Genomic DNA, 12409 nt, shown 5'->3' on the forward strand with positions numbered 1-12409 from the left:
TGCGCCCCGCTCAAACCCTCGTCGGTCCGGACCTCCGGCCATCAACAACATAGCCACCGGACCGCCGATCACCGATGCTCGGTAACAGGCCCGCCTCTCGGCCGGGCCCGTTGATCTCTATCAAATCAGTTGGTGGTCTTGGCGCCTGCCTCGAACCACTGGCCCAGCAGCGCGCGCTCGTCATCCGTGATCTGCGTGACGTTGCCAAGCGGCATGGCCTTTTGCTGCACCGCCTGCTGGTAGATCATCTGCGCATGCGCCTTGATCTCGTCGGCGGTATCGAGCTTGATACCCTTGGCGGCGCTCGGCATCATCTTTGGCGCCGCGGCGTGGCACTGGATGCAGCGCGAGTTGATGACTTCCTGCACCTGGGTGAAGCTCACCTGCGCGCGAGCTGCACCGTCCTTGCTGGCGACCACCTCACGCGGCACCGGCGCGATCATCACCGCGACCACCGCCAGCACGGCCACGCCGGCAGCCGGCCACGCGACGTTGATCTTGCCCTTGTGCTTGAGGATGAAGAACTGGCGAATCAGCACGCCGGCCAGCATGATCAGCACCAGCACGGCCCAGTTGTACTTGTAGCTGTAGGTCATGCTGTAGTGGTTCGACAGCATGGCGAACAGCACCGGCAGCGTGAAGTACGTGTTGTGCACGCTGCGCTGCTTGGCGTTCTTGCCATGCACCGGATCCACCGGATCGCCCGCGCGCAGCGCGGCAACCACCTTGCGCTGCCCCGGGATGATCCACACCAGCACGTTGGCGCTCATGATGGTCGCGATCATCGCGCCGGTCAGCAGGAAAGCCGCGCGGCCCGAGAACACGTGGCAGGCCACGAACGCGGCCAGCGCCACGTAGATCGCCACCAGGATGCCGACGGTGCGGTCGCTCTTGCCGAACACGCGGCAGATGCAGTCGTACACCACCCAGCCCACGCCAAGATACGACAGCGCAAACCCGATCGCCGCGCCCGGCGACATGTCCATCACGTTCTTGTCGATCAGGAACGTGCTGGCGTTGAACAGGTACAGCACCACCAGCAGGCCGAAGCCGGTCATCCAGGTGGAATACGACTCCCAGTAGAACCAGTGCAGGTTCTCCGGCAGCGTCTTGGGCGCGCTCAGGTATTTCTGCGGGTTGTAGAACCCGCCGCCGTGCACCGCCCACAGTTCGCCGCCCACGCCCTTCTCCTGCAGGTCTGGGTCGTCGGGACGGGTCAGGCTGTTGTCCAGCCAGACGAAATAGAACGAGGAACCGATCCACGCGATCGCCGTGATGACGTGCACCCAGCGCAGCAGCAGATTGGCCCAGTCGAGGATATAGCCTTCCATGTCTTGTCTCCTTTATTGCCCGTTGCCGCGCTTAGCTGCCACGGTAGGTCGAGTACGACCAGGGGGAGACCAGCAGCGGCACGTGGTAATGCGCGCTGGTGTCGGCGATGCCGAAACGCAGCGTCACCACGTCCAGGAAAGCCGGCTCGGGCAGCTTGGTGCCCTGGGTGCGGAAATAATCGCCGGCGCCGAATTCGAGTTCGTACACCCCGACCGCCATGGTGTCGCCATCCAGCAGGGGCTGGTCGCAACGGCCATCGTGGTTGGTGACGACTGTCTTCAGCGTCTCCTTACGATTGTCGACAATTTTATGCAGGGTAATCGACATGCCGGCGCCGGGCGTGCCGGCTGCGGTGTCGAGTACATGTGTGGTCAAGCGTCCCATCCTGTTATTCCTTAGGGCTTTGGGTTGTGAGAGGCGCCGCTGCCTTCACTAGCACCATTTGTGGGAATGGTGCCCGCTCGGTACGTATTTCTAACGCATCCCGGCGCTGGACTGGTGCATGGCGACAATGCTTCGCACCACTCCGGATGGCAACTCAGGAATTACCCTGACTTGTCGAAAACCTAGCTCGGTTTTGTTGACAATATTGCCGTGCTAACCAAATAATTGTCAACAATTTTTGGGGCGCGCCACTCTGCTTCACCCCGCTTACACGGCGCGCTGCTCCCCTCCTCACCGATACGCTGGTGCCAAGATGTCCAAGAGTCTCAAGCTGATCGCCGGTGCCGATGACACCGCCGCCCCGACCGAAATCAAGCCCGCCCGCAAGGGTTCCGTCGAGGAGCGCATGTATCACGAGATCTATGACGCGATCATGGAGCACCGACTGCCCCCGCGCACCAAGCTGACCGAGCACTCGCTGTGCGAAATCTATGCCACCGCGCGCCACACGGTGCGCAAGGTGCTGGCGCACCTTGCCGCCGACGGCATGGTGGACCTGGAGCCCAACCGCGGCGCCTTCATCGCCAGCCCCTCCACCGACGAGGCGCACGACATGTTCGAGCTGCGCCAGATGCTGGAGCGCGCGGTGCTGGAGAAGCTCGCCGGCATGCGCGACGTCAAGCGCGTGATCGCGCCGCTGCGCAAGATGGTGGAGGCCGAGCGCCAGGCCTTCCTCACCAATGAGCGGCCCAAGTGGATCCGCCTGTCGGCCGAGTTCCATACCGCACTGGCCGAGCTTTCGGGCAATGCGCTGCTGGTCACCATGATGCGCCGGCTGGTGTCGCGCACCACGCTGATGATCGCCAGCGTCGAGGCGCCGGGCAATAACGCCTGCTCCTTCGATGAACACGAAGAGATCCTCGACGCACTGGAACAGGGCGATGCCGCCCTGGCCCAGAGCCGTATGGCGCACCACCTCGGCGCATGCGCGGACCGCGTGCAGCCCGATGAACCGGGCAATTTCGATCTTCGCAGCGTGCTGGGTCACTCCACCTAGCAAGTTGTTCCCGTTGCCAACCTGCGGCCAAGGCCCGATTCCTGCTCATGAGAAACGCGTCCCCGACGATGCGCGAAGCCGGAGTCACATACCGAGAGCCACCCCGCCCGGCAACGTTCCCATCAAATCCAAAGGAGAGGAGACACATCCATGACTAGCGCTAGCACCACGGTCCCAACGGACCAAACCAACGAGCGGCTGCCTTCGGGCCGGCTGCTTGCGCTCGGCCTGCAGCACGTGCTGGTGATGTATGCCGGTACCGTCGCGGTGCCGCTGATCATCGGCGGCGCGCTCAAGCTGCCCAAGGACCAGCTCGCCTTCCTGATCAATGCCGACCTGTTCGCGGCGGGCCTGGCCACGCTGATCCAGGCTTTCGGCTTCTGGAAGTTCGGCATCCGCATGCCGGTCATGATGGGAGTGACCTTTGCCTCGGTGGCGCCGATGATCGCCATCGGCTCCGACCCCAATGTGGGCCTGCTGGGCATCTACGGCGCGGTGATTGCCGCGGGGGTATTCGGCATCCTGGTGGCGCCGCTGATGGGACGCATGCTGGGGCTCTTCCCGCCAGTCGTCACCGGCACGGTGATCACGCTGATCGGGGTGTCGCTGATGCGGGTGGGCATCAACTGGGCGGCCGGCGGCCAGCCCACCACCCGTGCCGTGATCGACGGCGTGGTCAAGGATGTGCCAAACCTCGCCTATGGCGACCTGGGCAACCTGGGCATCGCGGCGCTGGTGCTGGTGGCGATCCTGTTGCTGAGCAAGTATGGCCGCGGCCTGATCTCCAACTGCGCGGTGCTGCTTGGCATCGTGATCGGCACCCTGGTGGCGATGGCGCTGGGCAAGGTCTCCTTCGAAGGCCTTAACGACGCCAGCGCGATCGCGCTGATCACGCCGCTGCATTTCGGCATCCCGACCTTCGACCTTCCCGCCATCCTGTCGATGTGCGTGGTGATGCTGATCACGCTGGTGGAATCCACCGGCATGTTCCTCGCGCTGGCCGATATCACCGGCAAGCGCCTGTCCAACGAGGACCTGACCCGCGGCCTGCGTGCCGACGGCCTTGGCACCGTGATTGGCGGCCTGTTCAACACCTTCCCTTACACCTCGTTCTCGCAGAACGTGGGCCTGGTGACGGTGACCGGCGTGCGCTCGCGCTATGTGGCGGTGGCCGGCGGCATCATCCTGATCGGCCTGGGCCTGTTCCCGAAGATGGCGCACATCGTGGCCTCGGTGCCGCAGTTCGTGCTCGGCGGCGCGGGCATCGTGATGTTCGGCATGGTGGCCGCCACGGGCATCCGCATCCTGGGCTCGTGCGATTTCAACCGCAACCGTTTCAACCTGTTCATCGTCGCCATCTCGATCGGCTTCGGCATGATCCCGACGCTGGCGCCGACCTTCTTCCAGTACCTGCCCAAGTGGACCGACCCGTTCACCCACAGCGGCATCGTGCTGGGCACCATCGTGGCAGTCGTGCTCAACGTCTTCTTCAACGGCATCCAGTCGCGTGAAGAAGCCATGCGCAACGCCGCGGCCAACTCGCACGGCACGGAATAAGTCCAGCCGGCGGCGGCCGGCACAGTTTCCTGAAGAACCATGACCCTGATGACAAGCCACAACTATCCACGCGATCTGATCGGTTACGGCAGCCAGCCGCCGCACGCCCGCTGGCCGGGCGGCGCGCGCATTGCGCTGCAGTTCGTCCTCAACTACGAAGAGGGCGGCGAAAACAACGTGCTGCACGGCGATGCCGGCTCCGAGCAGTTCCTCTCCGAGATCATCGGCGCGGCGGCTTACCCCGACCGCCACATGAGCATGGAGGGCGTGTACGAGTACGGCTCGCGCGCCGGCGTCTGGCGCATCCTGCGCGAGTTCGAGCAGCGCGGGCTGCCGCTGACGATCTTTGGCGTGTCAATGGCATTGCAGCGCCATCCGGACCTGACCCGCGCGTTCGTCGAGCTCGGCCATGAGATCGCTTGCCATGGCTGGCGCTGGATCCACTACCAGGGCATGGACGAAGCCACCGAGCGCGAGCACATGCGCATCGGCATGCAGATCATCAAGGAGCTGACCGGATCGCTGCCACTGGGCTGGTACACCGGCCGCGACAGCCCCAACACGCGCCGCCTGGTGGTGGAGCACGGCGGGCTGCTGTACGACTCGGACTACTACGGCGACGACCTGCCCTTCTGGACCGAGGTGGAAGTCACCGGCGGCGAAAAGAAGCCCCACCTGGTGGTGCCCTATACGCTCGACTCCAACGACATGCGCTTTGCCACGCCGCAAGGCTTCAACACCGGCGAGCAGTTCTTCCAGTACCTCAAGGACGCCTTCGACGTGCTCTACGCCGAGGGCGATCCGCAGGGGCTGGATCGCCCCAAGATGCTGTCGGTGGGCATGCACTGCCGCCTGCTGGGCCGCCCGGGCCGCATGCGCGGGCTGCAGCGCTTTCTCGACTACGTGCAGGGACACGACAAGGTCTGGATCTGCCGGCGCGTGGATATCGCGCGCCACTGGGCCGAAACCCATCCCTACTCCGCACAGAACCACGCCTAAGCCGAACCATAAGCCGAACCATAAGCCGAACGATAAGCCGAACCATGAGCCAGACCTACACCCTCGACCAACTCAACGCCATGCCGGCCGCCGACTTCATCCAGGCGCTCGGCGGCATCTATGAACACTCCGCGTGGGTGGCGCAGGCCGCCGCCACGCAGCGCCCCTTCGCCCATGCTGCCGCGCTGGCCGACGCCATGCGCGCCATCGTGGACGGCGCGGGCGATGCCGCCCAGATCAAGCTGGTGCGCGCCCACCCGGAGCTGGCCGGCAAGGCCGCCGTGCGCGGCGAGCTGACCGCCGAATCCACCCGCGAGCAAAGCGGCGCCGGCCTGGACCAGTGCTCCGCGGCGCAGTTCGAGCAACTGCAGTCGCTCAACCGCCAGTACAACGAGAAATTCGGCTTCCCCTTCATCCTGGCGGTGCGCGGCTACGACCGCGCCGGCATCATCGGCGAGTTCGCAAGGCGCGTGAACAACGAACCGGCCGCGGAGTTGCAAACTTGCATCAACCAGATCCACCGCATTGCGCAATTCCGCCTGAACGACTTAGTATCCGGCTGAGCCAAAAAAGCAGCGGGTTCGTTAGCCCTGCCATACCTCTGATTTACCGCTGACTTACCCACGCTGCTGTAACGGGCATTGCCCGGACCGAGCCCAGGTCCGGCGCCTGCCCGGCACGAAGAAAAACACCAGAGCTAATAGAACCCGTCAGGGACCCAGTACACAGAGAACGCAACGGATCAACCACGGAGAAACCCACAATGCATAAGCAGATCAAGCCGGCCCTCAAGCTGGCAGCGATGGCGGCAGCCCTTTTCAGCGGCGCGGCCATGGCGCAATCCAGCGTCACGCTGTACGGCCAGGCCGACATGTTCGTCGGCGGCGTCAAGAACGTCGGTGCCGCCAACCGCGCCTATGTCGCCAATTCGGGCGGCATGCAGACCTCGTACTGGGGCATCAAGGGCACCGAAGACCTCGGCGGCGGCACCAAGGCCATCTTCGACCTGAACGGCTTCTTCCGCACCGACAGCGGCTCCTCGGGCCGCTTCAACGGCGACTCGATGTTCAGCCGCAATGCATTCGTGGGCCTGCAGAACGACAAGCTGGGCACCATCAAGCTGGGCCGCAACACCACGCCCTTCTTCGTGTCGACCATCCTGTTCAACCCGCTGGTCGACTCCTACGTGTTCTCGCCGATGGTGTTCCACACCTATTTCGGCGCCTCCACGGCCCGCGTGAACGACCCGGGCATCATCGGCGATTCGGGCTGGAACAACTCGCTGCTGTACTCCACGCCGAACTTCGGCGGCCTGACCGCCAACGTGATCTACTCGTTTGGCGAGAAAGCTGGCGCCACCGGCCAGAACAAGTGGGGCGGCAACCTGATGTACTTCAACGGCCCGTTCGCTGCCACGCTGGCCTTCCAGCAAGTCAAGTTCGACAGCACGCCGGGTGACGTGACCGCGTCGACCAGCCCGCTGCTGGTCGGCTTCAGCAAGCAGAATGCGGTGCAGGGCGGCGTGAGCTACGACTTCAAGATCGTCAAGCTGTTCGCGCAAGGCCAGTACATCAAGTCGGACATCAACAACAACGTCAACGGCGACATCAAGCACACCAACGGCCAGGTCGGCGTTTCGGTGCCGGTCGGCAATGGCAATATCCTGGCGTCCTACGCTTACGACAAGACCAAGAACTCGGTCGCGGACTTCAAGCGCAACACGGTGGCAGTCGCCTACGACTACAACCTGTCCAAGCGCACCGACGTCTACGCCGCTTACTTCTACGACAAGATCACCGACCTGTCGCACGGCGACACCTTTGGTGTGGGCCTGCGCCACAAGTTCTGACGCTTTCCCCTTGCCAACGGGAACGGATACCCGTCCTCCCGCCCAACAACCCGCCCTTGTGGCGGGTTTTTTTATGCCCCGCCGGCGCGCCGTGCTCAGGCTGCCAGCAGGTTGCCGGCGATGAAGTCCACGAAGGCCCTGAGCTTGGGCGACAGCTGGCGACTGGACGGCCACAGCACGCGCAGCATCGTGCGGTCCTGGTTGTAGTCGTCCAGCACGCTGACAAGCGTGCCTTCGTCCAGCTGGCGCCGATCAGCGAGGGGCTGGGGGTATCCGAGGCGCTTGCTGGCCAGTTCGTAAGCCTCTACGCCATCGGCTCGCTGGTGGCGGCCATCCCGCTCACCGCGGCCACGCAAGGCTGGCGCCGCCGGCCATTGCTGCTGGCAGCGCTGGCGGGACTGCTGGTCTTCAATACGCTTACCGCGCTGGCGCCCGGCCACGTGATGGCACTAGTGGCGCGCTTCCCGGCCGGCATGGCGGGCGGCCTGACCTGGTGCATGCTCGCGGGCTATGCGCGGCGCATGGTGCCGGATCACCTCAAGGGCCGCGCACTGGCCGTGGCCGGCGTCGGCGCGTTCCCGTGGGCGCTGCTTGTCTTGCTGGTTGTGGGGCTGCTGATTGCGTGGGCCTCGCGCGGGCATGGGTTCCCGGCGCGTCCCGGCGTGGCCTAGCGCGCGGCGCTGCGAGCGCTAGGGATTCTTGAGCCGCCGGCCGGGCTTGGGCGGCGGCGCCTGCAGGCTCACCAGCAACCGCCCGAACTCGCACGCGGCCGGCGTCTTCTCGCCATCGCTCCAGATCAGCGCAAAATCCGCTGCAGGCAGCGCCGGCAAGCCGTACTGGCCATCGACCACCTTCATCCCCGGCTTCAGGTCGCCGCGGATTTGCACCGAGGCGCCGAGCCCCGCCAGTACCGCGGTGCGGATGCCCTCCTGGCTTGGCGAAGTAAACGCCACGTGCCACGGTATGGAGGTGCCCTCCAGTGCCGCCACGCCCACCTGCCGGTTGACGCACGGCGAGGGCGACAGCGCGAGCGGCAACGACGCACCCGGTGCGATCTCGAAGGCCTGGGCGGCGGCCCACACGAACTGCGTCTGCTGCAACACCGTGCCGCCCTCCCCGCCGGGCGCCGACAACACCACGGCAAGATCCAGTTCGCCGGCCTTGATCATCGCGCGCAAGTCCAGGTAAGTGCCCACGCTCACATCGAGACGCACGGCGGGGAATGCCCTGGAGAACCGTGACAGCAGTTGCGGCAGCCGTTCGCCCAGGAAGGTTTCCGGCACGCCGAAGCGCACCACGCCGCAAACGGGAGAGGGCAGGAACCGGCGCGAAAGTGCATCGAGCGAGGCCAGGATCTGCTCCGCGTGCTGGAGAAAATCGTTGCCGTCCTCGGTCAGGGTCAGAGTGCGTGTCGTGCGGTGCAGCAGCGGCCGGCCCACCTGCTCTTCGAGCCGCCGGATCTGATGGCTGACCGCGGACTGCGTCAGGTGCAGCCGCTGCGCCGCACGCGTGAAGCCGCCGGTTTCCTTGACGGCGACAAAGGCCCGCAGCAGTGTCGGATCGAAATCCATGGTCCCTTATTTATGATGAACGCTAATGAATCGGAAGAAATTAGATCATTTCTATCATGGCGAGGACTCGCCCACAATGTGCGCCAAGACCGGCGTCGAGCATGACGCCATCCGTTCCCCGCAACCGGATTCGCCTGGAAAGCACCATCGATGCGCCTCACTCATTCCCGTAAAAACCAAATGGCATTGGCCGCCGTCTGCCTGGCCGCGCTGATGTTCGGCCTGGAGATTTCCAGTGTGCCGGTCATTCTGCCCACCCTTGAGCACGTCCTGCACGGCGGCTTCGGGGACATGCAATGGATCATGAATGCCTACACCATCGCCTGCACCACGGTGCTGATGGCGGCCGGCACGCTGGCCGACCGCTTTGGCCGCAAGCGCATGTTCGTCCTCGGCATTGCCTTGTTCGGCATCGCCTCCCTGATCTGCGGCCTGGCGCAAAGCGCCGCCGTGCTGATTGCCAGCCGGTTCCTCCAGGGCATGGCCGGCGGCGCGATGCTGATCTGCCTGGTGGCGATCCTGTCGCATCAGTTCCAGGAAGGCAAGGAACGCAGCAAGGCCTTTGGCGCCTGGGGCGTCGTGTTCGGAATCGGCCTGGGTTTCGGGCCAATCGTTGGCGGCATGATCGTTGCCGTATCCAGCTGGCAATGGGTGTTTCTGGTGCACGTGCTGCTGGCCATCCTGACCTTGGCGCTGGTCTTCGCGGGCGTGGAAGAGTCGCGCGATCCGCAGGCGGGCAAGCTCGATATCGCGGGCATCGTCACGCTGTCGCTGGCCGTTTTCGGCCTGGCCTACCTGATCACGCAGGGACCGGAGGCCGGGGTTTCCCGCGCCGCCGCGATCGGCATGACGGCCGCGACGGCGGCCAGCTTCGTGGCTTTCCTGCTTGCGGAAAAACACAATCCGAATCCGATGTTCGATGTTTCGGTGTTCCGCAGCCGGGACTTCTCGGGCGCGCTGCTTGGCTCCATGGGCATGAACTTCAGCTTCTGGCCATTCATGATTTACCTGCCGCTTTATTTCCACGGCGGCCTGGGCTACGGCAGCGTGACCGCCGGTTTGTCCTTGCTGGCTTACACGCTGCCCACGCTGTTGTTTCCGCCGCTGGGAGAGCGGCTTGCGCTGCGCTACGGGGCCGGCAGGGTCATTCCCCTGGGCTTGTTCACGATCGGGCTGGGCTTCATGCTGATGAAGCTCGGCAGCAGCCTGGCGCAGGCGAGCTGGCTCACCCTGCTGCCGGGTTCGCTGCTGGCCGGCATCGGCCTGGGCATCACCAACACGCCGGTGACCAACACCACCACCGGCTCGGTTCCCAGCAGCCGCGCGGGCATGGCCTCCGGCATCGACATGAGCGCGCGGATGATCTCGCTGGCGGTCAATATCGCGTTGATGGGATTCATCCTGGTCGCAGGGATCTCTGCGTATCTGAAGCGTGCCTTTCCGGGGGCGTTCGATGCGTTGCAGTTGCGCGCGCTGGCGCAGCGCATTGCCGCGGGCAACCTGGATGCGCCCGGTGACGCCTTCGCGCAACTGCCGGCCCTGGACGCGTCCGGCGCCGCGCTGCATGCGGCGCTGGTCCATGGCTTTGGCTGGGTGATGCTGTATGGCGGGATTGGCGCCTGGGTCCTCGCCTTGCTCAGCCTGATGATGTTCGCCCCCGGCAAACGAGGGCATCAGGCGGTTGCCGATCCCGCGGGCCGCTGCGCTTAGAAGTCCGCCGCCATCGCCAGCTGGAAGGTGCGCGGCGTGCCCTGCGTCAGGTAGCCGCCGCAGGTCGATGCCCGGTACGTTCAGCCGCCTCCCCGGGTTGGCACGCCGGCGATGGCCCAGGCCGACGATTCACGCCGTGCCGGGCACGGAATCGCGCACGCCTTGCGCCCCGCGAACTCGCTGGCCACGCGGGCCAGGTCGATCTCCCAGCCGCGCGCTTCGAGCGCCTTGAGCGTCTTGCGAAAGGCGATCTGCAAGCCGTCCGAGCGCACCGACACTTCCTCCTGCCAGTCGTCGGGCGTGTGCTGGGGGCAAACCCGGGATAGCACGGCATGGTCCTGCTCGAAGATGCGCAGGTTGCTGCGGCGGGTGCGCGCGTCAAGCAGCGCGCTCTTCATGAAGGTACGTCCCATCATCCACAGGGTGCGCGTGCGTTTGGCGTCGACCGGCAGGTGCGCCGAAACGATGCGGATCTCCCAGCCGGGACGGGGCTCGAGCCGCAGCGTGGTGCACGGCCCGGAGAAGTGGTAGCCCGGCGTGGTGTAGACCGGCACCCGGCCACCCGCTGCCCCGCGGGCGAGCCACGCCGGCCATGAGCGGCGCCGCGGGCGGTACATGCGCATGCGCGCCTCGCCCTGCCACTCGCCTGCCTCTACCGTGAAGTCGTCGATCTCGGGATGCGCGGGGTCGCCGAAAGCCGTGCCATGCACGAATGGCGCGTGGGCAAAATCCAGGCCGTTCTCCATCACGCGGTCCCAGCTGGCATCCCAGTCGAAATGCCCGCGCACCAGCCGGAAACGGGGATCCTCGGCCCAGGACAGATCCGGCAGCGGCGGCCGCTCCGCCGGCGGCAGGTCTCCCAGGAAGGCCCAGACCCAGCCAAAGCGCTCCACCGTCGGGTAAGCGTCCACCCGCGCCCGGGTGGGCACCCGCAGTCCCGGCTGGGCCGGGATATGCGTGCAGATGCCATTGCCGTCGTAGCGCCAGCCGTGGTACGGGCACGCCACGTCGCCGGCCACCACGCGGCCATGGCTGAGCGAGCCACCCCGATGCGCGCAAACGTCGGACAGCACGCAGGCCAGGCCGGCGCTATCGCGAAACAGCACCAGCTTCTGGCCCAGCGCGGTCACCGTGACAGGCTCGGCACGCACATCCGTTGAGTGGCCTAGCACATACCAGAGATTCTTCAGCATGGGGATTGCCTTGAGGATGGCCGCGAGGATGGCCAGGGGTCGCCAGGTTCGCGAGATTGCTCTGGCGCCGAGGGGAGCCTCGCCGCCGGACCGGCGGCGCATTGCACGCCTCGCGCCCGCTGCTGGGCAGCGCGCGCCGCACCATGGCGGTTCGACCGGTTTGGGCGCCGCTGGTTTCGCCGGTGCCGCGACGCAGCATGGATTTGCTGCAGTGCGATAGAGATAAACTACCGGATTTCGGGATCGAAAGTCGCTGCTTAATAGGGCGATTCAATTGGCGGGCCTGCGCCTGCGTGCCTAAATTTAGGTTCCAGGCAACAAGACGGCAACGGACGAGGTGACTCATGCGGCGTGATGCAAAGACCCGGTCGGAGTTGATGGCCATCCTGAACCAGTTCCTCAACAACAATCCAGAGTGCGGCGAGTGCGAACTGCACGCCATGCGAGTTCACCAGCCCGACCACACCGGTTGCAACTGGAGTGCGGAAGTCGATTTCCCGCGCGAGGAGGACGACCATTTGCCAACCCGGCTGGCAGCAGCCAAGTCCATCATCGTCGTGATGCGCGAGCAGTACAACATGTTGCAATAGCGGCAACGGGATCAGGGCGGGACAGGTTTTCCGGGCCGGCGGAACTGCTTCACAAGCCGGTCAAAAAAAACGGGGCTCCAAAGGAGCCCCGTCAGATTGCTGACGAACCCCACATTTTTCGGAGTGTGGGGTTTTTTGTTTGCGACGGTGCTGGCGTCAGGCCAAGT

12 protein-coding genes and 1 pseudogene are annotated in these 12409 nt (G+C 65.2%); 8 read left to right on the forward strand and 5 right to left on the reverse strand.

The features are described from left to right. Positions 1 to 125 precede the first annotated feature (125 nt). Together AC07XB_RS33385 and uraH are read right to left on the reverse strand one after the other, a co-directional pair. Complete coding sequence (locus AC07XB_RS33385; RefSeq protein ID WP_492832112.1) at positions 126 to 1331, reverse strand: urate hydroxylase PuuD; 1206 nt, start codon at positions 1329 to 1331, stop codon at positions 126 to 128. Between the two features lie 31 nt (positions 1332 to 1362). Continuing rightward, positions 1363 to 1716 carry a hydroxyisourate hydrolase gene (uraH, locus tag AC07XB_RS33390; protein ID WP_043344662.1) on the reverse strand — a complete coding sequence of 118 codons (354 nt, stop codon included), beginning with the start codon at positions 1714 to 1716 and terminating at the stop codon, positions 1363 to 1365. A 313-nt stretch (positions 1717 to 2029) separates the two neighbouring features. On the opposite strand from uraH, the gene AC07XB_RS33395 reads away from it, so the two are divergent. The 5 genes from AC07XB_RS33395 (at position 2030) to AC07XB_RS33415 (ending at position 7178) form a co-directional block, all read left to right on the forward strand. Beyond that, the gene (locus AC07XB_RS33395; protein WP_174423888.1) at positions 2030 to 2773 is read left to right on the forward strand and encodes a GntR family transcriptional regulator; all 744 of its coding nucleotides are present in this window, start codon (positions 2030 to 2032) and stop codon (positions 2771 to 2773) included. Between the two features lie 150 nt (positions 2774 to 2923). Continuing rightward, positions 2924 to 4330 (forward strand): nucleobase:cation symporter-2 family protein, encoded by a 1407-nt coding sequence (locus AC07XB_RS33400; protein ID WP_492809829.1) that lies wholly within the window; start codon positions 2924 to 2926, stop codon positions 4328 to 4330. Positions 4331 to 4378: 48 nt separating this feature from the next. Then, on the forward strand, positions 4379 to 5329 hold the full coding sequence (puuE, locus tag AC07XB_RS33405) for an allantoinase PuuE (RefSeq protein WP_492374132.1): 951 nt from the start codon (positions 4379 to 4381) through the stop codon (positions 5327 to 5329). A 44-nt stretch (positions 5330 to 5373) separates the two neighbouring features. After that, entirely contained in the window at positions 5374 to 5892 is a 519-nt protein-coding gene (gene uraD, locus AC07XB_RS33410; RefSeq protein WP_309408741.1) for a 2-oxo-4-hydroxy-4-carboxy-5-ureidoimidazoline decarboxylase, read from the forward strand. 200 nt (positions 5893 to 6092) lie between these two features. Continuing rightward, the gene (locus AC07XB_RS33415) at positions 6093 to 7178 is read left to right on the forward strand and encodes a porin (RefSeq protein ID WP_492374109.1); all 1086 of its coding nucleotides are present in this window, start codon (positions 6093 to 6095) and stop codon (positions 7176 to 7178) included. Positions 7179 to 7273: 95 nt separating this feature from the next. Here the strand turns inward: AC07XB_RS33415 and AC07XB_RS33420 are convergent, their stop codons facing one another. Then, positions 7274 to 7534 (reverse strand): hypothetical protein, encoded by a 261-nt coding sequence (locus tag AC07XB_RS33420; protein WP_492374133.1) that lies wholly within the window; start codon positions 7532 to 7534, stop codon positions 7274 to 7276. Between AC07XB_RS33420 and AC07XB_RS33425 the strand changes: the two are divergent. After that, a pseudogene (locus tag AC07XB_RS33425) lies at positions 7421 to 7804 on the forward strand (MFS transporter); the annotation flags it as partial. The gene AC07XB_RS33420 and the pseudogene AC07XB_RS33425 sit on opposite strands and share 114 nt — an antisense overlap. A gap of 63 nt (positions 7805 to 7867) precedes the next feature. Here the strand turns inward: AC07XB_RS33425 and AC07XB_RS33430 are convergent. Then, a complete protein-coding gene (locus AC07XB_RS33430) occupies positions 7868 to 8749 on the reverse strand; it encodes a LysR family transcriptional regulator (protein WP_492832110.1) in 882 nt (293 codons plus the stop codon). Positions 8750 to 8899: 150 nt separating this feature from the next. On the opposite strand from AC07XB_RS33430, the gene AC07XB_RS33435 reads away from it, so the two are divergent. Continuing rightward, positions 8900 to 10459, forward strand: coding sequence for an MFS transporter (locus AC07XB_RS33435; protein WP_492809832.1), 1560 nt, complete (start codon positions 8900 to 8902; stop codon positions 10457 to 10459). Between the two features lie 80 nt (positions 10460 to 10539). Here AC07XB_RS33435 and AC07XB_RS33440 read toward each other — a convergent pair whose 3' ends face one another. Further along, positions 10540 to 11652, reverse strand: a complete 1113-nt coding sequence (locus AC07XB_RS33440; RefSeq protein ID WP_492374106.1) for an aromatic ring-hydroxylating dioxygenase subunit alpha — start codon at positions 11650 to 11652, stop codon at positions 10540 to 10542. Between the two features lie 344 nt (positions 11653 to 11996). On the opposite strand from AC07XB_RS33440, the gene AC07XB_RS33445 reads away from it, so the two are divergent. Further along, positions 11997 to 12242: a hypothetical protein gene (locus AC07XB_RS33445; RefSeq protein ID WP_492374105.1), complete on the forward strand. Its 246-nt coding sequence runs from the start codon at positions 11997 to 11999 to the stop codon at positions 12240 to 12242. Positions 12243 to 12409 lie beyond the last annotated feature (167 nt).

This window comes from Cupriavidus sp. GW821-FHT02F09 (assembly GCF_059421605.1).